Consider the following 26727-nt stretch of genomic DNA (forward strand, 5'->3'; position numbering starts at 1 on the left):
AAAGAAAATCAGGAGCCTGCCCATGAGCAGTGCTCCATTTGGGGGAATTGATGGATTTATGGACCGCCGCACAGGCACTGATTCTAGGGATAGTGGAGGGGCTCACGGAGTTTTTGCCCATTTCCAGCACCGGACACCAGATCATTGTCGCGGACTTGCTCAATTTTGGCGGTGAGCGGGCCATGGCCTTCAACATCATCATCCAGTTGGGGGCGATCCTGGCGGTGGTGTGGGAGTTTCGAAGCAAGATCATTGAAATCGTCACGGGGTTGCCCACCCGTCCTCAGGCGCGGCGCTTCACCGCCAACCTGCTGATCGCCTTCCTGCCGGCCGTGGTGCTGGGGGTGATATTCGCCGATGTCATTCATGAGTACCTGTTCAACCCCATAACCGTTGCGGTGGCGCTGGTGGCGGGCGGTATCGTGATGCTGTGGGCCGAGGAGCGCGAGCACGTGGTGCGCATCGAGCATGTGGATGACATGCGCTGGCCCGATGCGTTGAAAATCGGCTTTGCCCAGTGCCTGGCGATGATCCCGGGTACCTCCCGTTCGGGCTCTACCATCATCGGTGGCCTGGTGTTCGGGCTGTCGCGCAAGGCGGCTACGGAGTTCTCGTTCTTCCTGGCCATGCCCACCATGGTGGGGGCGGCGGTGTACTCGGGGTTCAAGTACCGTCACCTGTTCCAGGCCAGTGACTTGCCGGTGTTCGCGCTGGGCTTCGTGACGGCGTTCGTGTTCGCCATGATCGCGGTCAAGGGCTTGCTCAAGTTTATCGCCAACCATACCTACGACCTGTTTGCCTGGTACCGCATCGGTTTTGGCATGCTGATTTTGGCCACCTGGTGGTTCGGCTGGATCGACTGGGCCCATGTCCAGCCGTAACGCCGGCGCCGCACGGGCGTCACAGTCGAATGGCGCGCCGGGGGTGCGCCACCTCAAGCTCAAGCTGCTGGTGTTCTGCCTGCTGCTGGCCTTGCCGGCCAGCGGTGTGGTGATGCAAATGATGCGCGGGGGGCGGCCGCTGGTGCTGGCCGTTTATGTGTTGGCCAGCCTTGTTGCCTACGGTCTGTACTGGCGCGACAAGCACCAGGCGCGCCGCGAAGGCCAGCGCACACCGGAAAAGCTGCTGCACGCCGCCGAGCTGCTGGGTGGCTGGCCGGGGGCATTGGTGGCCCAGCAGGTGTTCCGGCACAAGACGCGCAAGGTAAGTTACCAGGTGGTGTTCTGGCTGATCGTGCTGGTGCATCAGGCGGGGTGGTTATACCTGCTGACCCAGCACGCGCTGTAACTCAGGCTGCGCTGGCCAGCGTGAACCCTGAGCATTTGCAGTGGGGGGCAGTGCCAGCGCAGCCTTCGGCAGCGGCTACAGGTCTAGCAGCAACCCTACCTGGGTCTTTTTGGGCAGGCGCCTTACTACCAACTGATGCGAACGGCGCAGCAGTTCGCGCACTTCCTCATCACTCACCGGCAACGGCAGCTCCAGGCTGACCCAATGCGCCCGCGCCAGATACGGGGCAGGGCGGATGCCGGGGCGGTCCACGTACCCCAGGAACAGGTCCTTGTCGACTTTCAACGACAGGCTGTCCCCCGCCAGGCCGAATACCGCGAACATCTTGCTGCCCGCCACCGACAGCACGCGTATCCCGCCCCACTTGTAGTCTTCCCGCGCCCCCGGCAATCCCAGGCAATAGCGCGCCAGCTGTGCCTCATCCATCATTTGAACCGCTCCCCGCATTCCTCAAGTGACTTCACCAGGTGGTCGATCCACGCCCGCACGGCCGGCAGTACCCCGCGCCGATGCGGGTACACCGCCTGCAGCCAGCCACCGGTCAGCGACCAGTCTGGCAGCAATTGCACCAGCTCGCCGCTGGCCAGCTCGGCCTCGCAGTGCATCAACGGCAGCAGGGTAAAGCCCAGACCGGCGATGGCGGTGGCTTTACGCACCACGAAGTCCTCGATGCCCAGCCGGGCTTCCAGCACCAGATCACGCTTGTTGCCCTGTTCGTCCAGCAGGCGCAAATGCACCATGCGGTCGGCTTCCAGCGCGCCCAGCACCGGCAGTGCCACCAGGTCGTCGGGGCTGGCGATGGTGTTGCCCAGCAACAGCGCCGGGCTGGCTACCAGAATGGCGCGGGCTTCGCGCAGGCGCCGGGTCACCAGGCCCGGGTCTTCGTCCCACGGCTCACGCACGCGCAGGGCGACGTCGATGCCTTCGGTGATCAGGTCAACCCGGCGGTTGAGCAACACCATGTCCAGCTGCACGTGGGGATAGGCCTGCAAAAAGCTGCTGATCACCTGTGGCAGAAATTCATGGGCCAGCCCCACCGGGCACGACACCCGCAGCCGCCCACGCGGTTCGCTGGACAGGCTGGCCACCACCTCGTCGGCCATTTCCGCTTCCAGCAGCATGGCCTGGCAATGGCGCAGGTAGCGCTCGCCCACGCTGGTCAGGCTCAGTTGCCGTGTGGTGCGTTGCAGCAGGCGCGCGCCCAGGCGCTCCTCCAGCTCGGCGATGCGCCGTGACAGCCGCGACTTGGGCACGCCCAATTGGCGCCCGGCGGCGGCGAAACCGCCGGCTTCCACCACCTTGGCGAAGTAATACAGGTCGTTGAGGTCTTGCATTGGCTGTCCTGACTGTCTCACACATAGGACAATCTAACGCAAACAGGCAGACTAATCATCCATTCCATATCCCGGTAGGATGATCACCATTCCCGGCTGCCACGGCGGCCAACCTAGACAGGAGATTCCCCATGAAACTGTTGCACATCGATTCCAGCATCCTCGGCGACAACTCTGCTTCGCGCCAACTGAGCCGCGCCGTGGTGGAATCCTTCGTCGGTGCCGACGTCACCTACCGTGACCTGGCCGCTGAAGCCCTGACTCACTTCTCTTCGGCCACCCTGGCGGGCGGCGAAGTGGAAGCCAAGCTGTCGGCCGACACCCTGGGCGAGTTCCTGGCTGCCGACGTAGTCGTCATCGGCGCGCCGATGTACAACTTCTCCATCCCGACCCAACTGAAAGCCTGGATCGACCGCATCTGTGTGGCCGGCACCACCTTCCGCTACACCGAAGCCGGCCCTGAAGGCCTGTGCGGCGGCAAGAAAGTGGTCATCGTTTCCACTTCCGGCGGCATCCACGCTGGCCAGCCATCGGGCGTTGCCCACGAAGAATTCCTGAAAGTGCTGCTGGGCTTCATCGGCATCACCGACATCGAAATCGTCCGCGCCGAAGGCCTGGCCTACGGTGAAGAAGTTCGCGCCAAGGCCCTGGCCGGCGCCCAGGCCAAGATCGATTCGAAATTGTTCGCCGCCTGATAGATCGAAACACGCTGAACCCCCGCGCCCGTGGCTGCTCAAAGCACCACGGGCGCTTTGTTTTACCTGCATTTCGCGTATGATGCGCGGCTTTTGGCCCGAGTTATGCTTATGCATAGCTGACTAACCTTTCATTCGGTGAACGGCCGCAACTGGACGTACACTGTGATCACTGCGAAAGGTTCCTATCAGGCGGGTAGCAAAGGTGGGCATCCCATGATGCGTCTTTGTGCAAATCTCTTTCTATGCATGGCCTTGGGCCTGACGTCGGTGCTCGCTCAGGCTGCGCCCCCGGCGCACTGGAGCGTAGGCTTTCATCGCCTGACCTTCCTCGACCCCCTCGACCACAAGCCCATGCAGGCCTTGGCGTTCTACCCGTCCAACCAGCGCGAGCAGGTGACCAAGGTCGAGAATTACAAGATCGAGGCCACGGAAGACGCGCGCATCGCCATGGGGCGTTACCCCATGCTGATGCTCTCCCATGGCAACGCTGGCACCCCCCTGGCCCTGCACGACCTGATCACCTCGCTGACCCGCAAGGGCTTTGTGGTGGTGGCGGTGTACCACCCCGGCGACAACTACAAGGATCACAGCCGTCTGGGTGCGGTCAGCAACCTGTACGGCCGGCCGCTGCAGATTTCCGAAGCCATTACCTCGGCGTTGGCCGAACCGATGCTGGCGCCCTTCATCGACCCTGACCAGATTGGCGTGATCGGCTATTCGGCGGGCGGCGAGACGGCGCTGATCCTGTCCGGTGCACGGCCCGACCTGGACCGCCTGCGCAAGTACTGCGCCGAATTCCCCAACGATGCCGACGCCTGCCAAACCCATGGTGAAATGCTGGTAGACCGCGATGACCTGCGCCCCGCAGCAGATCCACGGGTCAAGTCACTGTTGCTGATGGCGCCGCTGGGCTTGATGTTCAACCGCCAGGCGCTGTCGCAGGTGCACGTGCCCACGCTGATCTACAGCGGTGACAACGACAAGCTGCTGGCCCTGGACAAGAACGCCGCAGCGCTGGCGCGCAAGCTGCCGATGGTGTCGGACTACAAGCTGCTGGCGGGCGCCGGCCACTTCGTGTTCATGGCCCCGTGCGACGATGAGCAGAAAGCGGTGATGCCGGGCCTGTGCAACGATGCCGAGGGCGTCAACCGCGTCGACATCCATCGCGACCTGGTGCAACAGGCCGGGCATTTCTTCACTCAGACCCTCAGCGAGCCAAGCCACGCCGGGCTGCAGACCGCCGATCAGTAAACCTTGCCGGCGCGTCGCGACAGCATCAGCACCAAGCCCAGGCCGCCCAGCGACAGCAGGGCGGCGCAGAAAAAGATCCACGGGTAGCCCAGGTGCAAGGCGATGGCGCCCATCAGCGGCCCAGCCAGGGCCAGCGCCAGGTCGAAAAACACTGCGAATGCGCTCAAACCCGCCCCACGACTGGTGCTGGGCACCTGGCTGATGGCCAATACGCCCAATGCCGGGTACACCAGCGACAAGCCGAAGCCGGCCAGGCTGGCGCCCAGCAGGGTGACGGTGGTGGTCGGCGCCAGCCACACCAACGCCAGCCCCAAGGTTTCCACGGCCATGCAACTGACCGCCACGGTAAACCCGCCCAGGCGGTTGATGGCGTTGATGAACAGCAGCCGCGAGACGATGAAACTCAGCCCGAAGGCCGTCAGGCAAAAAGCTGCGCCGGTCCAGCCGCGCTCCACGTAATACAAGGTGATGAAGGTCGTCAGGGTGCCGTAGCCGATCGACGCCAGGGTCAGGCTGACGCCATAGGGCGCCACTCGGCCGAACGCCGCCCAAAACGGCAGGCGCTCACCGCGTACCACGGGTACCGACGGCTTGCGCCGGATGCACAGCAGCGCCACCACGGCCAGCGCCGACAGGGCGATGCCCAGGGTGTTGAAGCCGCCGACACCCACCATCAGCACGCCCAAGGGCGCGCCCAGGGCAATGGCGCCGTAGGAAGCGATGCCGTTCCAGGAGATCACCCGGGCCGTCTGCTCCGGGCCGACCTGGCCGATGCCCCACGCGATGGTGCCGACACCGATCAGGCCTTGGGCCACCCCCAGCAACACGCGGGCCAGGATGAGGATCAACAGGCTGGGCAAGGGCTGGCTCTGCAGCAAGGTCGACACCAGGGTCAACGCCCCGCTGATGGCGATGCCACTCAACCCCAGCACGATCGCCCGCTTAGTGCCCAGCCCGTCCGCGGCGCGCCCCGCCATGGGGCGGCTGAGCAGCGTGGCCAGGTATTGCACGCCGATGGTCAGCCCTGCCACCACCGCGCTGAAACCCAATTGTTCGTGGACATAGCCGGGCAGCACCGCGATCGGCAGGCCGATGCAGAGGAAGGCGATAAAGGTGTAGAAGACGATCGAGACGATCTGCAGGGTAACGTTGCTGACGGAAGGTGGTCGTTCGGCGGCAGTCATGGCAACTCGTTCGCGTGCGGGCGGTTAGAGAGTCAGGCCATGATGGCGGGGTGGGGCGGGAAATGGAAGCAGGCTAACGAAGTGAATCCAATCGAATCCGTAGCCGCTGCCGCCAGGCTGCGCTGGCTCTGTACCTCGCTGGGAATCTTCAGCGAACATCAGGGCCGGCGCAGCCTGGCGGCAGCGGCTACAGGTTTAGAACGTCACACCCTGGCTGCGCAGGTAGTCGTCGTAGGTACCGCTGAAGTCGATCACGCCGGTGGCGCTCAACTCGATGATGCGGGTGGCCAGGGACGATACGAACTCACGGTCGTGGCTGACGAAGATCAGCGTGCCCGGGTAGTTCTCCAGCGCCAGGTTCAGCGATTCGATGGATTCCATGTCCAAGTGGTTGGTCGGTTCGTCCATGATCAGCACGTTCGGCTTCTGCAGGATCAGCTTGCCGAACAGCATGCGGCCTTGCTCACCACCGGAGATCACCTTCACCGACTTCTGGATCTCGTCGTTGGAGAACAGCATGCGGCCCAGGGTGCCACGAATCATCTGCTCGCCCTGGGTCCACTGGCCCATCCAGTCGAACAGGGTGACGTCGTCTTCGAAGTCGTGGGCGTGGTCCTGGGCGTAGTAGCCCAGTTCCGCCGCGTCGGTCCACTTGACGCTACCGGCATCCGGGGTCAGTTCGTTGACCAGGGTGCGCAGCAGGGTGGTCTTGCCGATACCGTTCGGGCCGATGATCGCCACGCGCTCGCCGGCTTCAACCTGGAAGCTGAAATCCTTGAACAGCGTCTTGCCGTCGAAGGCCTTGGCCATGTGCTCGACGATGACCGCCTGGCGGTGCAGCTTCTTGGTTTGTTCGAAGCGGATGAACGGGCTCACGCGGCTCGAAGGCTTGACCTCGGCCAGCTGGATCTTGTCGATGGCCTTGGCACGGGAAGTGGCCTGCTTGGCTTTCGAGGCGTTGGCCGAGAAGCGGCTGACGAAGGATTGCAGCTCGGAAATCTGCGCCTTCTTCTTGGCGTTGTCCGACAGCAGTTGCTCGCGCGACTGGGTCGCCACGGTCATGTACTCGTCGTAGTTGCCCGGGAACAGGCGCAGCTCGCCGTAGTCCAGGTCAGCCATGTGGGTGCACACGCTGTTCAGGAAGTGACGGTCGTGAGAGATGATGATCATCAGGCTGGAGCGCTGGGTCAGGATGTTTTCCAGCCAGCGGATGGTGTTGATGTCCAGGTGGTTGGTCGGTTCGTCGAGCAACAGCACTTCAGGGTCGGAGAACAGCGCCTGGGCCAGCAGCACGCGCAGTTTCCAGCCTGGGGACACTTCGGTCATCGGGCCGAAATGCTGTTCCAGCGGAATACCCAGGCCCAGCAGCAGCTCACCGGCGCGCGATTCGGCGGTGTAGCCGTCCATCTCGGCGAACTCGGTTTCCAGCTCTGCCACGGCCATGCCGTCTTCTTCGCTCATTTCCGGCAGCGAGTAGATGCGATCGCGCTCGGCCTTGACCTTCCACAGCTCCTCGTGGCCCATGATCACGGTATCGATCACGGTGAACTGCTCGTAGGCGAACTGGTCCTGGCGCAGTTTACCCAGGCGCACGTTCGGCTCCAGCATCACCTGGCCGCCGGACGGATCAAGGTCGCCGCCGAGGATTTTCATGAAGGTCGACTTGCCGCAACCGTTGGCGCCGATCAGGCCGTAACGGTTGCCGCCGTTGAACTTGACCGAGACGTTCTCGAACAGCGGCTTGGCGCCGAACTGCATGGTGATGTTAGCTGTGGAGATCAAAGGGCTTACCTATCAATAACTTGGGGCGCAAACGTCGACAGCAGCTCAGGCCGTGGGGTCGAGCTGCGGGGAAGAAGAATGCGGGGGTCAAACCGGACATTGCGCCTATTGTCTCATAGCTGGGCTGCCAGCGCAGCGCCACCGTGCGCAAATGTGGCCGCTGCCGCCAGGTGTGTGGGACCGGGCGAAGCTCGGAAGAGAACGGTATGGACATCCAGTCGTTCGCTTCCCGAGCTTCGCCCGGTCCCACAAGGAGCGGCTGTAGCCGCTGTGGCAGGTCAGACGAACGGCTGTGCGTTCAAGCTGCCGCGCGGTAGGCGGCAACGGTTGGGCAGGGCGGTCAGGCGCTGGCGCCAGTTGGCCTGGAAGCAGAAGCCGGACCGGGCGGCCGGGGCAGCCTTGGCGGCGGCCTGCTCTTGCATACGCTGCTTGCGGATTTGCGCCAGGGAGGGGGTGGTGTTCTTCGCCGCCTTGGGCGCAGCGTCGGCCTTGCCCAGGGATTTCAGGCAGGATTTGCAGGAAACTTCCTCAGGGTTCGCGCAGCTGACGACGTTGGGGGTGTTGCGACCGCAAGCGATATCGCTGCCGTTCGATGAGTAGTGGGTAACCAAACCGTATTTCTCCAAGCATTTGAAAACTTGGGCTATTTTCTCACAATAGCAGCGGCTGTGCCGAGTCCGGGGTGCTCAACGGTGCAATCAGCCCCGGGCCTTCGTTGCGTACGTTGCCCACTTCGCGGCCCACGCGGTACCACTGGAAGTCCGACACCGGCCGGCCTTCATGGCGGGCAATGGCTTCGACCTGGCCGGCTTTCAAGGCCGGGTCCAGCCAGGCGCGGGCGGCGTCGGGGCCCAGCACCACGGGGCGACGGTCGTGGATATCGACCATGCCTTGGTCGCTGGCGTCGGTGATGATAATGAAGCCGTCATTGCTTTCAGTGGCTTGACCCAAGGCTGCAAAAAACAGCGGCGCGCCGGTGTTCAGACGGATAAACCAGGGTTGCTTGAGCTTGGGTTGTTCGGGGTCCTTCACCCATTCGTACCAGCCATCAGCGGGCACCAGCAGGCGCGCCGCTGGCCACAGGTTTTTGAAAAAGCGGCTGGTGGCCACGGTTTCCACACGGGCGTTGATAGGCGCCGGACGCTTGTCGGCGGCCCAGGGCGGCGCCCAGCCCCAGCGCACGCCATCGATGCGCAGGCCATCGTCCGCCGTGCGCAGCACCGGCACGCGGGTGGTGGGGGCGACGTTGTAGCGGGCGGTGGCGGGCGGGTCACCGTGGATGGCGCGGGTGATGAAGTCCAGCTCCAGCAGGTACTGCTCCATTCGTGCTGCCTGTGAAAAGCGTCCGCACATGGCTTAGTCCTCCGTTTCCAGATCAGCGTAGCAGCACGGTGCGCGGTAACCGTTGCGACCAGGCTGCCGCTAAATCGACGTATGGTGTGGAACGAAATCATTTGCATCCGCCCTAAGGTTTTTTGCATAACCGTGGGGGCGGGTAAAATGTCGATGTTGTTGACGGTGGCAGTAGCGTCGGGTGCAGCAGGGGTGTTGGCCTGGACGGCGGGCGAGGCGAAGCGCTGGCAGGTGCGTCAGCGTGATCGTCAGGCGTTGGTCCACGCGCCCATGGGCGAGAGTGCGCAGATCTGCGGCGAGGTACTGCTGGCGGTGACGGTGTTGCTGCTGGCGGTGCATTTCTGCAGCTGACTGCGCCTGCCCCAGCAGCCAGCTGCGGTGGGCCAGGCAATACATGATATGGCACCCGACAGCGCCGGCCTGTAGGAGCGGGCCGTGCCCGCGAACCGGGCGCTGCGGTGTGTCAGGCGGTATGGCTTTCGCGGCCAGAGCCACCGTGGGGGTGACGCAACTCTTGGCCCGCCTGGGGATCAAACAGTAGTCAGCTCTGAAACCACAGGTGCACCATGACTTCCGACCCGCTTGATCGCTCCAGCAGTCCACTGGCTCCGGACCCTGTGCCCGAGGCCCGCCCCGGCGACGAAAACCTGCCGCCACTGCCCTTGGATGAAGACCCGGAGCTTGATCCCGACAAGGTGCGCACTGAAACCGACGACGGTGAAATGAGCCCGGACGACCCTCGTTGAGTGCTGCGGTTGGGCGGTGCTAATCTGCCCAGCCCTCTGCCATGGAACTCGGCACCGTGACCCTCTCGACCTTGCTGCTCTTCATCCCTGCCTGCTTCGCCCTGAACATGGCGCCAGGCCCCAACAATCTGCTGTCACTCAACAACGCCAGCCGCTATGGCTTCGGCACCTCGTGCCTGGCCGGCGCCGGGCGCTTGCTGGCCTTTGCCGGGATGATTGCGCTGGCGGCGATGGGCCTGGCGGTGGTGTTGCATGCCTCCGAGCTGTTGTTCATGGGCATCAAGGTGGCGGGAGCACTGTATTTGTTCTACCTGGCGATACAGTTGTGGCGCGCGCCGGTGGACGGGCAAGCGCCGGGTGGGGCTGGTGGTCGCGGGTTGTTCCGGTTGGCGGCACAGGAGTTCTGGGTGGCGGCGGGCAACCCGGGGGCTGCCGAATATAATCTTTTATCCTCACCTACGAAGTTGATTGGTATCACAAGCCCGTCATAAGCTAATAGCTAATAGCTTATAGTCGTTGTCGCACGCTTAAGGTGGGGTCAAAAGGGTTATTTCTTCTACATTTAAATCTGTATTGCATAGCTAGTTATCGCTTTGCAGGTTTGATGGTCAGTCATCTAAATGGAGCTTATTGATGCGAATGCCACCGGCGCCGAAGCCGCAGGAAAGGAAAGGCGATATTGTCGTAAGGGTTAAACCGCCTCGCGTAGTGGAAGGCTATTATCGCCCTGGAAAAAAAATGGCGACCGTCGCAAATGTCCCTTATGGTACAGATGTAAAGATGCTGTCGATAGATTATGCGAGTGCGGTACTGACAGAGTACCCACTGGTTACATTGCCTAGGCATCATGATTTTTTGCAAAAAAAATACTCCAAGGTGGAACGTGTTTCCTTTGATATTCCAGAGGATGTAATTAATGTCTATGGTCGATGCGCTGCCACGTCAATACAGGACATGCTGAATATGTTGCGGGAGACAGTGCCTTCTGGTTTTACGCATGATCCGGATTATGGTTTGGGGGTTGCTTCGGAGTTGAAGGTTATAATTGAAGCGATTGAAGAGCATTCGGATTGTGTTGAGGTATTTATCTCGCAGGAAAAAGATACGCATATCGATAATATCTCAAAGGTGTTTTATTTGAGCTTGGACGATTACGAAATTGCTCGCAAAAGCATTCAAAATATAGGTAGCTTAGGGGGGAAGGCTTCGGGAGAGGTAAAGGAAGTAACTACTTATAATTTGTTGGCGCTAAGGCTTGGTCGTAATATAAGAGAAGTTTCAGTTGGCCGTAGTCCAGTTCGTAAACTGATTACGGCTGCCGCCCAAGGGAAGCCTCCGTTGAGTGAAAAAGATCGAGATGATGTTGTGGCTATGATGAAGGCGCATAGCCGACAGATCGCAGAGGCTAAGCCTGCAGCGCTAGTTAAGCTACAGAGTGAAATTGAATTAGTTACATTGGATGTTTTGATCAAGCGGTTTGAAGCGATGCTTGAGAAGCGAACAGTGGAAAGTGACTGGCAGCGCTTTTTTAATGCGAACAAATTTATTTTGACGATGGCGTTTGGTTATCCAATTGTCGTGGTTCTCGAGCAAGCTGCCGTCGGAGGCAGGCGTTTGAGTGGAGAGGGTGAGAAATACGCCGATTTTATTGCAAAAAAAAGCAGTACCAACAATGCGGCAGTTTTTGAGATTAAAACGCCGAGTACGCCTTTGCTAAACAAGGCTGCCTATCGTGGTGGCGTGTATTCGCCTGCTAAAGAGTTTTCTGGAGCGTTAGTACAAGTGCTTGATCAGAAATATCGATTGAACACCAATGTAGCCGGGCTCAAGCATAATGATCGAGGTCTGGAGCTAGAAGTGTATTCCGTACATTGTTGCCTGATTGTGGGTACTACTCCGTCAGGGGCGGATGAGCAAAAAAGTTTTGAGATGTTTCGTCGAAATTCAAGGGATGTTGAAATAATTACTTTTGATGAGTTGTTGCATAAATTAAAGGATTTGTACATTTTCCTATCTAATAATGATTAGCTGCTTTTAGGGGCTAAAATATTCTGTTTCAGTTTTTCTGTACCAGGTCTGGTGCCTTGGAGGAGGCGGGGCAGTATGCTTGTTTTTTGGATCTTGGTGTTTGCGTAGTGGAATCGGTAAAGGTATACAGCTATCTTCGATTTTCTGATCCAAGGCAGGCGCTCGGGACCAGTGCCGAACGCCAGATTCGGTATGCCGTTTCATGGGCTGCTGAGCGAGGTATAACCCTTGATGAAAGCCTCACGTTCAAAGATGAAGGGCTGTCTGCCTACCATCAACACCACATCAAGCAAGGTGCGCTAGGAGCGTTTCTGTTGGCTTTAGCTGATGGGCGCATCCCTATTGGCGCGGCAAGGACGGTATGCCTAGCGTTGGCGGCCCAGGCATCGATACCGTGCGGGAAATCATCGCTCGATGGGCGCCCGGCAATGAGAATGACACCGAGGCGTACATTGCTGCCGTGGCTCGCCGATTGAGCGTGAGACCGGACGACGTCATAGATATCCGCAGGGCAGCCACATTGAGCGCCGTCATGCTCGGGATCATTGTTCACGAGAACGGTGGCAACCCATATTCGCCCGATGTGTTTGCCGAGGGGCTGAGTAGAGCGCTGACATGAACGCAGAACAAGGAAGCACGACCACCTACACAATCTTGGCTCTAATGCTTATGACCTTCAGTGGCGCAGGGGCGTGGGCTTGGCAGGGCAACAGCTACGGGAAGCAACTGGCTGACCTCAAAGCGAATCACGCATCTGACCTTGCCAGCATTTCCGCTGGCGGCGCCGCACTGCTGCGGGCGGAGCAAAGCAAACGGCGATCCCTTGAGCGGCAGCTGGCGATCAACGATGAAACGCACTACAAGGAACTCACTGATGCTCAACAAGCACAGGCTCGCCTGCGCGATCGCCTGGCCACTTCTGATTTGCGGTTGTCAGTCATCCTCGATGCAAAGCCCGATCACGGTAACCGAGGCGTGCAGCCCGGCGCCTCCGCCGGCGGCGTGGTTCATGGAGGTGCACGAGGCCAACTTGACTCAGCGCATGCTCAACGAATTGTCGGTATCACCGGGGATGGTGATAGGGGATTGATCGCTTTAGCAGCGTGCCAGGCTTATGTGAAATCCGCATCCGAATTCGGCGGCAGGTAGCGAGATACCTAGGATAACGACAGCCATTTGATACGTGTTTGGTATGGTGTACGGAGATGCTCTGGTCAATCAGATGTAGCTGTTATTGGTTCAACTCCTGAGCAGGTATCCAATGACTGGGAGTGAACCTAACGGTCGAAAATGACATCTTCCGTAGCTGGTCGAGGGGTGAGAGGCAGCTAGTTTTAAGTTGCTACAAGGTTAAGGCTGCCGTTAGGGAAAGAGCTGTAAATAAAGCAGCTGATTTGAAATAGCTGCTTTGCATGATGGTTAGGGTTTTTGCTGGTTATTTTTCGTTAATTGAACTGTAAATATGTAATACGGTCAGGGCGGTTGCTTCGCAAAGTCGGTTCCAGTCAATTCTGTCTGGGTCGAAAGAGTGATGGAAAGCGCGATAATGGACAAGCGAATTCCGCAGTTGGTAAATTTGCTTGGTTGTAAAGTTTACCAGATTTGCTTTTTCTGGTAAGGGGGTGTCTAATGCATTTAGCATCATTTTTAAGTCTTCAGATACAGCCTTTTGTAAAAGTATGCCTAGGCTCGGCTCTTCCCGCGGACGCCAAGACAACGTTTCTTCCAGGATTTGTGCCACTTGGTTCCACTCCCGGTCCATGCCCAATTTTTTCATGAGGTCCGAAGTGTGAGAGTATGCGTAAAGCGCCTCTAAACATCTGTACAAAGCTAGGAAGACGGCGGCGGGGTCCGTGTCGAATAACGAACGACAGAGTATTCGGTATGGGATGGCCGTAGGGCTCATGTCTGCAATTAACTCTAAATTTGAACGAAGCCTCCTATCCATCCATGTGCCCGCGCGCACGGTATCTGCTAGGCAGATAAGAAAATATATTCTAGGTGTTTCTTCATTGCTAATGTCAGTGCCGGAGAATACGCGAATGGTTGGGAATAACGGAGCAATTTCGTATGGCTCATGCCCCGCATAGCCTGGTGTTGTTACACCCGTTCCGATAACGTTTTTGATTTCAATGGCCGTTGCGCTGGGCGTCGGCTTTAGCTCTGAAAGCACCAGTGTCATCATTCCACCAAAAACTTCTTCATCAAGAAGTTCTGCTACGTCCTCCGGTAGCTCTAATCCAACGGTGCAGAATATGGACTCTCCTTCTAGGTCAAAGCGTGCTATTTTTAAAGATGCCCCTAGAGACATACTTGATGTTAGGTCGGCGGATGTTAGGCGCTGTTTGTCAATGCCAATTTTACTGGTGATCCAGCGGCCTTCACCCGCATTAGCTAGTGGCTCTTCATTCACCAAGCAGTAATCATCCAGGTTTCTGAATATGTTCGAATTCGCTTCGATCTTGTTTCTCGTCGCCATTAGCTTGCGCGCCAGCAAGGTTCCATATTCGGGATATGGAAATTGTCATCGATGAGGACCTTGAATGCTTCGAAAAATATACCGCGCTCGTATCGCCCGACTTGGCCGACTTTTCTGTCTAAAATTTCGCTCAGTACATCTAAGCGTAAAAATTCGCCAACCTCCATAGGGTCGAGGTTTTCAAGTCGTCTTACCATCGTCTCTGCATGCTGAACGATGCTCGACATTCGACGAATTCTATCATCCGGATCTCGATCCAAACCGGGGCGGCCGAGCACATACTGTGCGGTTGCTACAATGAAACCTATACGCGCCGGTTGGCTTCCGAATACTTCTTTACCGCGCGAGAAACGGCCGGTATTCCCGTTGCCGAACCGGTCAAACACTTTGTCGAGTTCAACTAAGGTTGATAAAGTTTGGTAGAAGTGATCTTGGAATCCTATGTCAGATAAGTTGTCGACAAAGTCTAGTCTTGAGAACTCCTCTGACAAGGTTTCCTTGGTATCTACGTTGGTTTTTCTAAGAGAAAAGGCTAGGTATAGTTCAACTAATGAGTCTGAACTGAACTGTGCGCTGGCTACACGTCTGCCAGGTCGGTCGGGTGAGAAAATGCGATCAATATTTGGTACTTTGTTTTGAATTTCGTCTAGCAGGGGTGCATATACTACGGAGAGTTGTCTTGCTAGTGTCCAAGGTACTTGTCCGGTGTTCAGTACTAGCATTCTATATACTAGCGACCTAACTGATCGAGCCACCCAGAATTCGACCCGCATTTCGCGTGCCAATATGTTGGAGTCAATTTCGCAGGCTGCAGACAATGCTGCAGTACGCTGCATTCCGTCGATAATCGTCAACTCGTGCTGGGAAACGGCGTCTAGGAACGCCTCAGCACCTGCAAGGCTACCCGATGAGACGGCATCTACTACGGCGTCGCTGACGACAATGCCTATCACGACAGGTGGTAGCACAGCTCCGGCACGGATATCTGCAATCATCCGCTCTCGTATCCTTTTTGCTGTTGTAGTTTTTAACACCTCGCGTTGGCCGCTGATCCCACCTCGCTGCGCATGGGCATCTCGAACTAGGGTGAGATAATCCCCGGTCGACATTTTGCCTAGCGCGGAATAGCAGTCAGTGCGGCGGTCGTGTATTACATCCACTGGAATCTCCTTATCTATAATGAAATGTACAGGTGCGATGTACTGTGGATTGTACGGGAGCATACCTTATATCTTTGTCAAACCTATTCATAGAGAGCAACGCCAATGCATGAAATTGGCTCTAGGTCGATCGCAGACTCCCAAGCCGTTCATATGGACAGAGAGAAGTGATTCGCTCGCAGCCTTGGAGTGCAGGTAGTTTACCTACCTGAGTGATCCAAAATGCCCATAAGCCTAAACGCGCGTACTTTCTGCTGCTCAAAAACTATACTGACCATCGCCCGGCAATCCGAAGGCGATCCTGATTTTTACCGCCTCCTCCCACAGTTCGTCACGGTGGGTAGCCCCACCTCGGTTGGCCAGCAGTTCTTCTGGCTGGGGCTGATGTTCCTGTTGCTGGAATGGCTGGCCATCGCCATTTACGCCTGGCTGGGCAGCCACCTGCAGCGCTGGTTCAGCCAGCCGCGCCCGCGTCGATTGTTCAACCGCGGCAGCGCGGTGCTGTTGGGGTGTGCCGGGGCGGGGCTGCTGGCAGCGCGACGTTGAGGCCGTTTACCAACTGATACGAACGCCGATGCTGCCGTTGAGGGCCTGCTGGCTGTCGGTGTCCAGGTTGCGGCTGTAGCCCAGGCTCAGGTTGAGGCTGACCTCGCGGCTCAGCCGCGCGCTGACGCCACCGCCGAGCTCGACGGTGCTGGCGCGGTGGTCGGTGGTCAGGCGGTCGCGGTCATCGAAGATCAAGCTGTCGGTGCCGCCCAGGGTGCGCCACAGGTTGGCGCGCAGCCAGGGCTGGATGGGCATGCCGAAGGCCTGGTAGCTGCCGATCAGGCGGGCGCCCAGCCGGGCACGCCACCAGGGGGCGGCGTCGAAGCTGATTCGGGAGACTGGGTCGCTGGCGCTGTCGAGCTGGATTTTCTGGACGCTGAGCTGGGCCTGGGGTTCCAGCGACCAGTGTGCGGACAGGGTCACGGGGTAGCCGGTTTCCACGGAGGCGCTGGTGCCATGGCCCTTGAGGTCCAGGGACCAGCCGCGTATCGAGCGGCTTTGACCATCGAAGCGGGTACCCATCAGCACGGTATCGATGTAGGCCTTGCCGGGGGTAATCAGCGTCCAGTAGGCCCCGAGGCTGTCGCCCTCCAGGCTGATGTTGCCTGAGGCCTGGCCTTGGAAACCCAACGCGAAACCTTTGACATCGCCGGACAGCCGCGCGTGGCTGACGAACAGGCCGAAGTGCTGGTGGTAGCCGTCCGGGTCGCCCGCGGCGAACAGGTCGTGCCCCACCTGATAGCCACCCACCGAGCCATCCACGGACGGCGCTGCCGCACCGCTCCAATGCTGGCGCAGCTGGCTGCCGAACGTCCGCGCCCAACCGGCGGCGAGGGCGCCGTGTTCATCCAGCATGGCCTGGTCGCCCTGGCGTTCATGGAAGGTGCCCAGCATGGCCTGACCCAGCAGGGCGGCGGCAGGCGGGGCGGCGGCGTAGACGGGCACTTCGATGCGATACAGCGCGATTGACTCGCCGGGCGTGGCCACGGGCAACGCCGGCGTGCCGGGCGCCGCTACGGGGGCGCTGGCAGCGGGCGCGCTGGGTGCTGCCGGGGTGGAAGGCGTAGCAGGTGTAGCAGGTGTAGTAGGTGTGGTGGGTGTGGTGGGTGTAGTCGGTGTAGTCGGTGGGGTGGGCCCACTGGGTTGGCTCGGCTCGGTTGGCGTCACCGGTGCAGCGGCCACCGGTATGGCTGGTGCTACCACGCTGGAGCGCAGGTACCAGCTGTTTTCACTGCCCGCCGTTACCCCGCCCTTGAACAGATAGTACTGGTAAGCCCCCGCTGAAAGGCTGCTGGCCAGACTGAAGGCAGTGTCAGTGCTGGTAGCGCCTAGGTTGGCTTCCACCACCTGAATGCCGTTGAGGGTGGTGAGGGCGCCCAGCCCACCCACGTTGCTCACGTTCAACGTGGTGGTACCCGACAGCGTGCCCTGGGACACGATCAGGCGGTCCGAGGGGGCGTCGTCACCGGCCAGCACGCTCTGGACGATCAATTGGCCGTTGTCGCCGTTGTAATTGCCAACGATGGTCAGCCGGTTGGCAGTGGCGCTGCCTGCGCGGGTCAGGTCCAGCACGCCAGCGTTGTTGACGGTAACGTTCTGGCCGGCGACGGCCGCCGTGATCAGGCCGCTGGTGGAGCCCAGCAGGCTGCTGGCGTCGATGTCCAGGTGGCCGGTCTGGCTGCCAGGGTCGCCCAGGGTCAGAGTGTCGGCCAGGTCGAAAGTGCTGCCGTTGATCAGGCTGACGTTTTCCCACAGCAGGTAGCGATTGGCACGGGTGATGGCGCTGTGGTCGAAGATCAGCGTGTCGTTGCCCAGGTTGCCCAACAGTGCCGGTGTGCTGCCCAGGATGGTTTCGTCGAGGTTGGCCAGGCGCGCGGTGTCGTCGCCGTCGCCCATGGAAATCACGCCCCTGATGGTGCCACCGCCGTCCCAGGTGAATCGGTCGTTGCCCACGCTCATCAGCACCTGGCCGCCCACCTCGCCGCCGGTGAAGGTCAGTACATCGGCGCCGCCGCTGACACTGATGTTGCCGCCAATGCGTCCGCCCGAGACGCTGATGGTGTCCTGGCCCAGGCCGGTCACCAGATTGCCGAGGATGGTGCCGCCAGTCATCACGAATACGTTGTTGTCCAGCTTCATGTCGACGCGGCCGATGGTGCCGCCCGTGAATTGGGCCACGTCGCCGTCCTCGAAGGCGCCGACGATGGTACCACCGCTCATGACGAACTGGTCGCGACCATCACCCTGGGACAGCGAGCCGATGCTGCCGCCGGTCATGATGAAGGTGTCGATGGCGGCGCCTTGGTCGACGTTGCCGGTGATAGTGCCGCTGTCGATCTGTACCCGATCCGTGCCGGGTCCGAAGGCCACGCTGCCGGTGATGCTGCCGGTACCGCCCGCAGGCAGGGTGAGGCTGTTGTTGCCCAGCAGGTCGGTCAGGCCGGTGGCGGTGCCGCTGTCGCACACATAGGTGTCGTTGGCGGCGGTAGGGGCCAGGATGCAGGCAGCGTGGGCTTCCTGGAACAGTATGGGTAGCAGGGTGCAGATCACCAGTCGTGGGCAAAGCATGGGGCACCATCCGACATGAAGGCTGTGGGACGGTTATAGGCCTGATGTAACAGTTTCGACAACTGTAAGAAATGACAGGTGGCCTGTAGCCGCTGCCGAAGGGTGCGGTGGCGCTGTGCCTCGCTGGAAATCTGGAGTGTTCATACCGGCCAGCGCAGCCTGGCGGCAGCGGCTACGCAGATGTCGGCAGGCGAAAAAAAAGGCCAGTGCCCTCGGGGTTGGGGATCTCCGGGCACTGGCCCTTCAAAGGGCAAACGTTGAGCCGTCCTGGCTCCACGGGGATAAAGATAGCCTGCGCGCAAATGATGAGCCAGCTAACAATTAGTGAAACACCTTTTCAAACTCGACAACAATCGGATCCATCCTGCTCAGTCATGGGGCGGTTCGACCCCCAGGCGGGTCCACATGCGTTCGGTCAGCCGCTGGCGGTAGTTGTAGCCTGCCCAGGGATCCTCGGCCAACCGCTCCAGGCGCTGAAGGATATTGGCCGCGTGCCAATGCTGCGGCCCGCTCAAGTCGTCCAGTTCATGGCGGGCGATAGGGGTGGACACAGGCAGGCCATGGCGCGCGCGCAGGGAATAGGCCGCTACCGTGCTTGCCCCCCGCTGGTTGCGCAGGTAGTCGACGAACACGCGGCCGGCGCGCCCTTTGGCGCCCTGGGTGGCGGTGAAACGCTCGGGCATCTGCGTCATCAGGTAATGGGCCATGGCTTTGGCAAAGGCGAGCATCTGGTTCCAGCGCACATGGCGGGCCAAGGGGATTACCAGGTGCATGCCCTTGCCGCCGCTGGTCTTGAGGTAGCCACGCAGGCCCAGTTGGTCCAGCAGGTCCAGCGTCCGCCGGGTGGCGTCCAGTACCAGGCGCCACGGCAAGGCCGGGTCGGGGTCAAGGTCCAGCACCAGGCGGTCGGGGGCGTCGAGGCGGTCACTGCTGGCGCCCCATGTGTGAAACTCCAGGGTGCCGCCCTGCACGGCTTCAATCAGTGCTGGCAGGCTGTCGACCTGCATCAGGGGCGCATGGCTGGCGGGCAGCACGGTCAGGTGAGGTTCGGCCAGGTGCTCGGCATGACGCTGCAGAAACAGCTCACCCTCAACGCCCAGGGGCGCACGCATGAAGGCTGCCGGGCGTTGGCGCAGTTGCGGCAGCAACCACGGCGCCATGCGCTGGTACAACTGGGCCAGGTCCACACGGCGCATCTGGGTGTCGCGATCGAGCACGCGCAAGGGGTCGCTCAAAGACACACCGGCCACCGATTCGCGATGGCCGTCGCTGAAGTCATGGGGTGGCACGTAGGTGTGCCGGGCCTGGCTTTCGGTCAGCGGTGGCAGCGGGTCGTCTTCACGCTGGCAGTCGAGTTTGATCCAGTCCAGGTTGCGCTCGCCATCGCGATACTCACTGCCGCGACGCTTGCCGATCACCCCTTCGTGGTTGAGGGTGCAGGCCCCTTCCAGTACGTCCAGGGTAGTGGCGGTGAAGCTGTCGGAATAGCGCAGCAGCGGGTGACGGGTACCGGCCAGCCGTTTCTTCAGCTGGGCGCGGCGCTGTTCCAGGGGCTGGCTGCGCAGGTCCTTGCCGTCGTCGAAGGGCAGGTCGAACAGGTAGTAATGCAGGCCCGCACAGCGCCCTGCCTCGAACGCCTGTTGCAAGGCGTGATAGTCGGCCACGCCATCGGTATCGGGCTGCACCAGCTTGCCGTCCAGCCAGCACTCGTTGAGGTTCAGGGCGGCGATGGCGGCAGCCTGGCGCGGCAATTGGGCGGTCCAGTCCAGCCCTTCACGGTTGAACAGCCGCACTTCGCCGCCGCTGATGCGGCTCATCAGGCGATAGCCATCGTGCTTGATCTCGTACAGCCAATCGCCCTCGGGGGGCTGTTGAACGCGGGTGGCCCGCTGCGGTGCCAGGCTTGAGGGGATAGGGGCTGGCTCTGAGGGGGTGTCGCCAGCGGCGCTGCGACGGTCTTCGCTCAACGACTCGGCCATGATCGATTTTCCTGGTCTGAACCTCGGGGAGGTGGGCTTCAGTGGCGATATTTTCAGCTGACCATGGCGGGGCGGGCAAAGTTTCAAGGCGAAATGGACGTGCAATTTGCAGGGCAAATGGTGGCCATGCTGGCATTTTGCATGATGGCGTTTTCTGGCTTGAGTGCCATCTCGTTGAATTGATGACCGTTTTTACGCGGCGGATTTCGGTATGAAAACTGCAACAAGTTCATCAGGCCCTCACACCACCTGACCGGTGGTGCAGCGCGCAATCAAATAGCCATCTAGGCTGCACGAGGCCCGCTGTTTAACTCACGGATGTCACTAAAAAAAATGGAGCGTCACCATGCTGTCCACTCTTGAACTGCGCAACATCATTGAATCAAGCTTTCTGCCCATGCGTTGCCAATGCACCTTGGCCCAGGATCAGTCCCTGACGGTGAAGGTGTTTGACCGAACGTCGGACCGGGTGGACCTGATGGTCACCGGCATCAGCGCGCAACAGCTCAACAGCAGCCGCGCGATTTCCAATCTGATCGCCGGTTTGCGTTCAGACCTCAAGAGCCAGCACCTGAACCAGCCGCGTCGGGTCAACGACAGCTTGTGACGGCCGTGCTGCGGCCATGAAAAAACCGGCCTGGTGGCCGGTTTTTTTGTGCGCGGCAGTCAGCGCGAGGTGTGCATCTGACGCAGCGTCGCGCGTTCGCCATTGCCCACGCCGATGAAGGCAAACCCCAGCGCCAGTTCGGCGAATACCGAGATCAGGATGCCCGGCCCTGCGTGGCCACTCAGCCAGTCGTAAAGGCCCAGCATGGCCATCACCAGGCAGCCCACCATGAAGCCGCGCACCACTGCGGCCCGGGCCGGCGAGGGCGGGCAGTCACGTACGCTGAAGAACATCACGCCCACGCCCACCAGCAAGGCGGCGATGCGCCTGCCCAGCAGGGGCGAGACTTCACTGTGGGGGATGTCCCAGAAGGCCAGAAGGCGTTCGGCATAGGCGCCCCAGATAATGGCCAGGGCAAAGCAGAGGATGGCGCAAAAAAGCGCGAGACGACGGAAAGTCAACTGCATTTCTAGTCCTTGAAAAAGTGGTGCATCCAGCGAAGAGCCGCATAGTAGCGCGGTCGCGGCATTTTTGGGATGGGAATTTGGTAGGCAATTGGTACAAAGTGGGGGAGCGCATTCCTGGCGCCTCGACCCGTAGCCGCTGCCGCCAGGCTGCGCTGGCCAGTGTGAGCCCTGTAGATTTTCAGCGAGGCACAGGGCCGGTGCAGCCTGGCGGCTACGGGGTGCTGTCAGTCGCGGTAGAAGACTTGCACCAGGTGGTAGCCGAATTTGCTTTTGATCGGCCCGTGCACCACGCGCAACGGCTTCTTGAAGATCACCTGATCAATCGCGCCCACCATCTGCCCGGGGCGGATCTCGCCCAGGTCGCCGCCGCGCTTGCCCGACGGGCAGGTGGAGAACTTCTTGGCCAGCACGTCGAACGCTTCGCCCTTGGCGATGCGCTGCTTGAGTTGTTCGGCCTCTTCGGCGGTTTTCACCAGAATGTGGCGAGCTTGAGCTTTCATGACGCGGGGCCCTGTGTACGACGTTGAAAAAAGCGCGCGATTATGCCGCAAATCCGCCATCCGGGGCGGGTTGATTGATCATTTCGCGGATCTTGTTGGCCAGCAGGTCGATGGAGAACGGCTTGGTCACCATGTCCATGCCCTCGGCCAGGAAGGTGTGGCGCTCGGCGGCCTTCTCGGCGTAGCCGGTCATGAACAGTACCTTGAGCCCGGGCCGATGCTGACGGGCAATTTCCGCCAGTTGCCGGCCATTGAGGCCCGGCAAGCCGACGTCGGTCACCAGCAGATCAATTCGCAGGCTGGATTCGAGCAGTGGCAGGGCGGTCTTGGCATCGGCCGCCGGATGGGCGTGGTAGCCCAGTTCGTCCAACACGTTGAGCACCAGCATGCGCACCGCCGGGTCGTCCTCCACCACCATCACGCTTTCGCCGCGCTGGGCCAGGGGCACGTCCTGCGGCGCCAGGGGTTTGGGTCGCGGGTCGGCCTGCTCCAGGTGGCGGGGCAGGTACAGGCGCGCGCAGGTGCCCTGGCCCGGTGTGCTGTCCAGGCTCACCTGGCCGCCGGACTGCTGGGCAAAACCGTAGATCATCGACAGCCCCAGGCCCGTGCCCTGGCCAATGGGCTTGGTGGTGAAGAAGGGGTCGAAGGCCTTGGCCTGGATGGCCGGGCTCATGCCGGCGCCGTTGTCGCTGACGCTCAGTACCACGTAATCGCCAGGCTTGAGCACTTCCAGGCCCGGTTCCTGGCCGCTGACCGTGCAATTGCACGTGTCGATCCGCAGCTGTCCGCCGTCGGGCATGGCGTCGCGGGCGTTGATCACCAGGTTGAGCAGGGCGTTTTCCAGCTGGTTGGCATCGGTGTTCACCGGCCACACGTCCGGCGCCAGGCGGATGCTGAGCTCGATGTGTTCGCCCTTGGTGCGGCTGAGCAGTTCTTCCAGCGAGTGCACCAGGTGGTTGGGGTCCAGGCGCTTGCGGTCCAGCGACTGGCGCCGCGAGAACGCCAGCAGGCGATGGGTGAGGGCGGCGGCGCGATGGGCGGAGGTGACGGCAGCCTCGGTGAAGCGGCCGATCTCGTCGGTACGGCCGGCGGCGATGTAGCGTTGCATCAGGTCCAGGCTGCCGATGATGCCGGTCAGCATGTTGTTGAAGTCGTGGGCGATACCGCCGGTCAACTGGCCCACCGCTTCCATTTTCTGCGCGTGGCGCAGGGCGTCCTCGGCGCGCTCGCGCTCCTGCATTTCCTGTTGCAGGCGGCGGTTGGCCTCGGCCAGTGCCTCGGTGCGCTCGGCCACGCGTTCTTCCAGCGTCTCATTGAGGCGCAGCAGGGTTTTTTCCGCCTCACGGCGTTCGGTGATGTCGATGGACGCGCCCACGAAGCGCACCGGCCGGCCGTGGTGATCGTTGTGGCTGCGACCGCGGGCGTACACCCAGCGCACTTCGCCGTCGGGGCGCAGCAGGCGGTATTCGTTGGCGTACTCGCCGTCGCTGTGCACGCAGGCATTGATGCTGCGCGCCACCCGGCCACGGTCGTCGGGGTGCACACCCTTGAGGTATTCGCCGATGGGCATCTTGCCGGCCAGGCCCGGCTCCACGCCGTGCAATTGGGCGAAGCGGGCGTCGGCCTGGAACAGGTCTTCGCGGATGTCCCAGTCCCAAGTGCCCACGCCGTTGGTCGCCTCAAGCGCCAGCTGCAAGCGCTCCTCGGTGTCCAGCTGGGCCTTGGCGCTGGCCTCGGAACGGCGCTGCAGCTCGTCGGCCACCCGGCGCCGCTCGTTGGCCTCGATGGCCGTCACCAGGATGCCGGCCACCGTGCCGCTTTCGTCGCGGATGGGGCTATAGGTCAGGTCCAGCCACACCTGGGCCATGCCATCGTTGCGCGGCAGGATGAAGCCCTGTTCGACGTAGGTGCGCACTTCGCCGTCCAGCACTGCGCGGTAGATAGGGTCGGTGAAATCCTTGAGCTGCGGCCAGATCAGGTCCACCGGCTGGCCGAAGGCGCGCGGGTGGTTGGTGCCGGCCAGCACGGCGAAACCGTCGTTGTACAGCTGGCACAGTTGCGGCCCCCACAGCAGCAACATCGGCATGGGCGAATGCACCACGATATCCACGGCAGTGCGCAGGCTTTGTGGCCATTGGTCGGGCGCGGGCAGCGGGCTGTCGCGCCACGGCAGTTGTTCCAGCAGTTCGACGATGGAGCCGCCGACAGGGGTACCGCTCATGGGTGTGTCCTTTGATTTGCCAGGCGGGGTGTTCTGCCGCCAAGCTATAGCTTACTTTCTATTTTCGCCCTGTGGACCCTCGCATATGGAAATCCAAGCCCTGCTCAAAATCCTCGCGACCCAAGACGGTTCAGATCTTTACCTGTCCACTGGGGCACCGCCCTGTGCCAAGTTCAATGGCGTGCTCAAGCCTTTGTCGGGTGATGCGCTGAAACCCGGCGAAGTGGCGGCCATCGCCGCCGATATCATGGACGCCGAGCAGCGCATCGATTTTGAACGCGACCTGGAGATGAACCTGGCCATGTCGCTGCCAGGTGTCGGCCGCTTCCGGGTGAACATTTTCAAGCAGCGCAACGAAGTGTCGATCGTGGCGCGTAACATCAAGCTCGACATCCCCAAGTTTGAAGACCTCAAGCTGCCGCCGGTGTTGCTGCAAACCATCATGCAGAAACGCGGCCTGGTGCTGTTCGTCGGCGCCACCGGTTCAGGTAAGTCGACCTCGCTGGCGGCGCTGATCGATTACCGTAACCGCAACAGCAGTGGCCACATCATCACCATCGAAGACCCGGTGGAGTACGTGCACCGGCACAAGAAGTCGATCATCAACCAGCGGGAAGTGGGCGTGGATACCCGCAGCTTCCAGGCGGCCTTGAAGAACACCCTGCGCCAGGCGCCGGATGTCATCCTGATCGGCGAGATTCGTGACCGTGAGACCATGGAGCATGCGTTGGCGTTCGCCGACACCGGCCACCTGGCCATCTCCACCCTGCACGCCAACAACGCCAACCAGGCGCTGGACCGCATCATCAACTTCTTCCCCGAAGACCGCCGCCCGCAGTTGCTCAACGACCTGGGCAACAACCTGCAGGCGTTCGTGTCCCAGCGGCTGGTGAAAACCGTGGACGGCAAGCGCCGGGCGGCGGTGGAGGTGATGCTGGGCACGGCGACCATTAAAGACCTGATTCACCGCAACGAGTTTGGTGAGCTGAAGGGCATCATGGAGAAGTCGGTGAACCTGGGCATGAAGACGTTTGACCAGGCGTTGTATGAGTTGGCGCTGGAAGGTGCGATCGATGAAGAGGAAGCGCTGAAGAATGCCGACTCGCAGAACAACCTGCGGCTGCGGCTCAAGCTGCACCGCGAGAATGCGCATGAGGTGAGTACCGCGCCGGCGCCGCCGACCCCGGCGGCGGATGTGGACAGCGCGGATTGGAACCTGGTGGATGACGATAACGGTCATTGAGGCGGTGCGGGGTCCCTGTAGCAGCAACTGTCTTTGTGGGAGTGGGCTCTGCCCACGAAAAACACACTGCGGTGCGTCAGGAAGTCCGCGCGCCCTTCTTCGCGGGTAGAACCCGCTCCCACCGGGAGTGGTGTAGCAGCAGCTATCTTCGAACCGCGTCGCCTGCATCGCGACTAAAGTCGCCTCATCCACGGCCCGTGGTAGGAGCCGGCCTTGGCCGCGATGCAGGCGATGCGGTTTTTCTGAATGACGGCGTTGATGCCATCGCGAGCAAGGTCGAGCGCGACCCCGGTTGCTTCCACAGTGGGGCGGCTTATAGCGGTGGTTGCTTCCCCACTGTGGGAGCAAAGCTTGCTCGCGAGGGGCCTCCCGGGTGCTCCCACAGTGTTCGCCGCCCCTCTATAGCAGCAACTGCCGAAGGCTGCGTCACGGCCCTGTGGTGGATCAGTTTCTACGCGGCGCCAATGACGCGGCCTGGCGGCCGCTGCTACAGGGGATTGTGCATCGTGTCTGTTACTGCGCCAACCAGCCGCCGTCCATGTTCCACGCCGCGCCGCGCACCTGGCTGCCGGCTTCGCTGCACAGGAACAGCACCAGTTCACCCAGCTGCTGGGGCGTGACGAACTCCAGCGATGGCTGCTTCTCGGCCAGCAGATCCTCCCGCGCCTGTTGCGGGTCGATCCCCTTGGCTGCACGGTCATCAATCTGCTTCTGCACCAGCGGCGTCAGCACCCACCCCGGGCAGATCGCGTTGCAGGTCACCTGGGTTTTCGCCGTCTCCAGCCCCACCACCTTGGTCAGGCCGATCACGCCATGCTTGGCCGCCACGTACGCTGCTTTGCCGGTGGAACCCACCAAGCCATGCACCGAGGCGATGTTGATGATCCGTCCCCAACCCCGCTCGCGCATGCCCGGCAGCGCCAACCGAGTGGCATGGAACACCGAGGACAGGTTGATCGCCATGATCGCGTCCCAGCGCTCCACCGGGAAATCCTCCACCGCCGCCACATGCTGAATGCCGGCGTTGTTGACCAGAATATCCACCGCACCGAATTCGGCCTGGGCGTAGGCGAACATCGCTTCGATCTGCGCCGGCTGGCTGACGTCGGCCGGGTGATGGCCCACCTGGGTGCCATGGGCGGCCAGTTCGGCCAGCACCGCTTGCGCGTCACCAAAACCGTTGAGGATCACGTTGGCCCCGGCCGCCGCCAGGCCGTGAGCAATGCCCAGGCCTATGCCGCTGGTGGAACCGGTGACCAATGCCGTCTTGCCCTTGAGTGTCATGTGGCTGCCT

The 26727-nt window shown here is 61.0% G+C and carries 24 protein-coding genes and 3 pseudogenes; 13 read left to right on the forward strand and 14 right to left on the reverse strand.

The features are described 5' to 3' along the window. The first annotated feature begins 50 nt into the window (after positions 1-50). Together ACZ9GA_RS06415 and ACZ9GA_RS06420 are read left to right on the forward strand one after the other, a co-directional pair. A complete protein-coding gene (locus ACZ9GA_RS06415) occupies positions 51-881 on the forward strand; it encodes an undecaprenyl-diphosphate phosphatase (protein WP_457363459.1) in 831 nt (276 codons plus the stop codon). Next, positions 868-1287, forward strand: coding sequence for a DUF1294 domain-containing protein (locus tag ACZ9GA_RS06420; RefSeq protein ID WP_457363458.1), 420 nt, complete (start codon positions 868-870; stop codon positions 1285-1287). The genes ACZ9GA_RS06415 and ACZ9GA_RS06420 overlap by 14 nt, the downstream gene beginning before the upstream one ends. Before the next feature lie 75 nt (positions 1288-1362). On the opposite strand, the gene ACZ9GA_RS06425 is transcribed toward ACZ9GA_RS06420, so the two are convergent. Both ACZ9GA_RS06425 and ACZ9GA_RS06430 read right to left on the reverse strand, forming a co-directional pair. Beyond that, positions 1363-1713, reverse strand: coding sequence for an MmcQ/YjbR family DNA-binding protein (locus ACZ9GA_RS06425; protein WP_457363782.1), 351 nt, complete (start codon positions 1711-1713; stop codon positions 1363-1365). Continuing rightward, entirely contained in the window at positions 1713-2621 is a 909-nt protein-coding gene (locus tag ACZ9GA_RS06430; RefSeq protein WP_457363457.1) for a LysR substrate-binding domain-containing protein, read from the reverse strand. The genes ACZ9GA_RS06425 and ACZ9GA_RS06430 overlap by 1 nt, the downstream gene beginning before the upstream one ends. A 131-nt stretch (positions 2622-2752) precedes the next feature. Here ACZ9GA_RS06430 and ACZ9GA_RS06435 point away from each other — a divergent pair, with 131 nt between their 5' ends. After that, positions 2753-3316 carry an FMN-dependent NADH-azoreductase gene (locus ACZ9GA_RS06435; protein WP_027979388.1) on the forward strand — a complete coding sequence of 188 codons (564 nt, stop codon included), beginning with the start codon at positions 2753-2755 and terminating at the stop codon, positions 3314-3316. Between the two features lie 216 nt (positions 3317-3532). Next, positions 3533-4570: an alpha/beta hydrolase family protein gene (locus ACZ9GA_RS06440; protein ID WP_457363456.1), complete on the forward strand. Its 1038-nt coding sequence runs from the start codon at positions 3533-3535 to the stop codon at positions 4568-4570. On the opposite strand, the gene ACZ9GA_RS06445 is transcribed toward ACZ9GA_RS06440, so the two are convergent. The 4 genes from ACZ9GA_RS06445 to ACZ9GA_RS06460 all read right to left on the reverse strand — a co-directional run bounded on the left by ACZ9GA_RS06445 (position 4564) and on the right by ACZ9GA_RS06460 (position 8889). Then, positions 4564-5754: an MFS transporter gene (locus ACZ9GA_RS06445; RefSeq protein WP_457363455.1), complete on the reverse strand. Its 1191-nt coding sequence runs from the start codon at positions 5752-5754 to the stop codon at positions 4564-4566. The genes ACZ9GA_RS06440 and ACZ9GA_RS06445 overlap by 7 nt on opposite strands. Before the next feature lie 195 nt (positions 5755-5949). Then, positions 5950-7536 carry an ABC-F family ATPase gene (locus ACZ9GA_RS06450; RefSeq protein ID WP_455923335.1) on the reverse strand — a complete coding sequence of 529 codons (1587 nt, stop codon included), beginning with the start codon at positions 7534-7536 and terminating at the stop codon, positions 5950-5952. Between the two features lie 278 nt (positions 7537-7814). Continuing rightward, entirely contained in the window at positions 7815-8147 is a 333-nt protein-coding gene (locus ACZ9GA_RS06455) for a hypothetical protein (protein ID WP_457363454.1), read from the reverse strand. Between the two features lie 40 nt (positions 8148-8187). Next, positions 8188-8889, reverse strand: a complete 702-nt coding sequence (locus ACZ9GA_RS06460) for an SOS response-associated peptidase (protein WP_457363453.1) — start codon at positions 8887-8889, stop codon at positions 8188-8190. Positions 8890-9036: 147 nt separating this feature from the next. Between ACZ9GA_RS06460 and ACZ9GA_RS06465 the strand changes: the two genes are divergently transcribed. The 6 genes and pseudogenes from ACZ9GA_RS06465 (at position 9037) to ACZ9GA_RS06490 (ending at position 12812) form a co-directional block, all read left to right on the forward strand. Beyond that, positions 9037-9240: a hypothetical protein gene (locus ACZ9GA_RS06465; protein ID WP_457363452.1), complete on the forward strand. Its 204-nt coding sequence runs from the start codon at positions 9037-9039 to the stop codon at positions 9238-9240. A 215-nt stretch (positions 9241-9455) separates the two neighbouring features. After that, the gene (locus ACZ9GA_RS06470; protein WP_457363451.1) at positions 9456-9635 is read left to right on the forward strand and encodes a hypothetical protein; all 180 of its coding nucleotides are present in this window, start codon (positions 9456-9458) and stop codon (positions 9633-9635) included. 56 nt (positions 9636-9691) lie between these two features. Next, positions 9692-10066, forward strand: a pseudogene (locus ACZ9GA_RS06475) (LysE family translocator); the annotation flags it as partial. 202 nt (positions 10067-10268) lie between these two features. Further along, entirely contained in the window at positions 10269-11663 is a 1395-nt protein-coding gene (locus ACZ9GA_RS06480) for a Shedu immune nuclease family protein (RefSeq protein WP_457363450.1), read from the forward strand. Positions 11664-12006: 343 nt separating this feature from the next. Then, positions 12007-12282, forward strand: a pseudogene (locus ACZ9GA_RS06485) (structural protein P5); the annotation flags it as partial. Further along, entirely contained in the window at positions 12279-12812 is a 534-nt protein-coding gene (locus ACZ9GA_RS06490) for a lysis system spanin subunit (protein WP_457363449.1), read from the forward strand. The pseudogene ACZ9GA_RS06485 and the gene ACZ9GA_RS06490, both read left to right, overlap by 4 nt. A 286-nt stretch (positions 12813-13098) precedes the next feature. Here the strand turns inward: ACZ9GA_RS06490 and ACZ9GA_RS06495 are convergent, their stop codons facing one another. Then, positions 13099-14160 carry a hypothetical protein gene (locus ACZ9GA_RS06495; protein ID WP_457363448.1) on the reverse strand — a complete coding sequence of 354 codons (1062 nt, stop codon included), beginning with the start codon at positions 14158-14160 and terminating at the stop codon, positions 13099-13101. Beyond that, positions 14142-15365, reverse strand: coding sequence for a hypothetical protein (locus ACZ9GA_RS06500; protein WP_457363447.1), 1224 nt, complete (start codon positions 15363-15365; stop codon positions 14142-14144). Before ACZ9GA_RS06500 ends, ACZ9GA_RS06495 begins: the two co-directional genes overlap by 19 nt. Positions 15366-15585: 220 nt before the next feature. Here ACZ9GA_RS06500 and ACZ9GA_RS06505 point away from each other — a divergent pair. Further along, positions 15586-15848, forward strand: a pseudogene (locus tag ACZ9GA_RS06505) (LysE family translocator); the annotation flags it as partial. Between the two features lie 6 nt (positions 15849-15854). On the opposite strand, the gene ACZ9GA_RS06510 reads toward ACZ9GA_RS06505, so the two are convergent. Then, positions 15855-18416, reverse strand: coding sequence for an autotransporter family protein (locus ACZ9GA_RS06510; RefSeq protein ID WP_457363446.1), 2562 nt, complete (start codon positions 18414-18416; stop codon positions 15855-15857). 368 nt (positions 18417-18784) lie between these two features. After that, the gene (gene ligD / locus ACZ9GA_RS06515; RefSeq protein WP_457363445.1) at positions 18785-20395 is read right to left on the reverse strand and encodes a non-homologous end-joining DNA ligase; all 1611 of its coding nucleotides are present in this window, start codon (positions 20393-20395) and stop codon (positions 18785-18787) included. Between the two features lie 346 nt (positions 20396-20741). On the opposite strand from ligD, the gene ACZ9GA_RS06520 reads away from it, so the two are divergent. Beyond that, positions 20742-21002: a DUF1652 domain-containing protein gene (locus ACZ9GA_RS06520; RefSeq protein WP_457363444.1), complete on the forward strand. Its 261-nt coding sequence runs from the start codon at positions 20742-20744 to the stop codon at positions 21000-21002. Between the two features lie 59 nt (positions 21003-21061). Here the strand turns inward: ACZ9GA_RS06520 and ACZ9GA_RS06525 are convergent, their stop codons facing one another. The 3 genes from ACZ9GA_RS06525 to ACZ9GA_RS06535 all read right to left on the reverse strand — a co-directional run bounded on the left by ACZ9GA_RS06525 (position 21062) and on the right by ACZ9GA_RS06535 (position 24190). After that, positions 21062-21469: a hypothetical protein gene (locus ACZ9GA_RS06525; RefSeq protein ID WP_457363443.1), complete on the reverse strand. Its 408-nt coding sequence runs from the start codon at positions 21467-21469 to the stop codon at positions 21062-21064. Positions 21470-21693: 224 nt separating this feature from the next. Further along, on the reverse strand, positions 21694-21969 hold the full coding sequence (locus tag ACZ9GA_RS06530; protein ID WP_027979401.1) for a peptidylprolyl isomerase: 276 nt from the start codon (positions 21967-21969) through the stop codon (positions 21694-21696). Between the two features lie 40 nt (positions 21970-22009). Beyond that, a complete protein-coding gene (locus tag ACZ9GA_RS06535) occupies positions 22010-24190 on the reverse strand; it encodes a PAS domain-containing protein (RefSeq protein ID WP_457363442.1) in 2181 nt (726 codons plus the stop codon). A gap of 85 nt (positions 24191-24275) precedes the next feature. Between ACZ9GA_RS06535 and ACZ9GA_RS06540 the strand changes: the two genes are divergently transcribed. Then, a complete protein-coding gene (locus tag ACZ9GA_RS06540; protein WP_457363441.1) occupies positions 24276-25433 on the forward strand; it encodes a PilT/PilU family type 4a pilus ATPase in 1158 nt (385 codons plus the stop codon). Between the two features lie 513 nt (positions 25434-25946). Here the strand turns inward: ACZ9GA_RS06540 and hbdH are convergent. After that, complete coding sequence (gene hbdH, locus ACZ9GA_RS06545; protein ID WP_457363440.1) at positions 25947-26717, reverse strand: 3-hydroxybutyrate dehydrogenase; 771 nt, start codon at positions 26715-26717, stop codon at positions 25947-25949. Positions 26718-26727 lie beyond the last annotated feature (10 nt).

It is taken from the genome of Pseudomonas sp. TE3644 (assembly GCF_056278815.1).